This is a genomic window from Shewanella sp. NKUCC05_KAH (genome assembly GCF_019345585.1).
Taxonomy (GTDB): Bacteria; Pseudomonadota; Gammaproteobacteria; order Enterobacterales; family Shewanellaceae; genus Shewanella; species Shewanella oncorhynchi.
In genome coordinates, this window is sequence record NZ_JAHKQZ010000083.1 from 1 (window position 1) to 223 (window position 223).

Annotated in this window: 1 protein-coding gene; it reads right to left on the reverse strand. The window is 57.0% G+C overall.

Annotated features, from left to right (window positions below):
* On the reverse strand, positions 1 to 223 hold a 223-nt coding region (locus tag KO533_RS22560; RefSeq protein ID WP_219256201.1), incomplete at both ends, for a hypothetical protein.

Sequence of the window (223 nt, forward strand, 5' to 3'; positions counted from 1 at the left end):
GCGGGCGTTGTAGTTTGACGCGTGTTTGTGGTCTTCGCCGCGACAGGCGGACGAGCTGGTGTACTCCCATTCGTCGGTGTATCTGCGACAGCTGTAGGAACATCGGTTTGAATGCCATCATCTGTTACATTCGCCACCGATGGCGAACCGTTGCCCGTTACCGCTGGGGTTGTACCATTGCCATTGCCAGCCGCAGAATCAGGCTCAGCACCAAGTGTCGTAC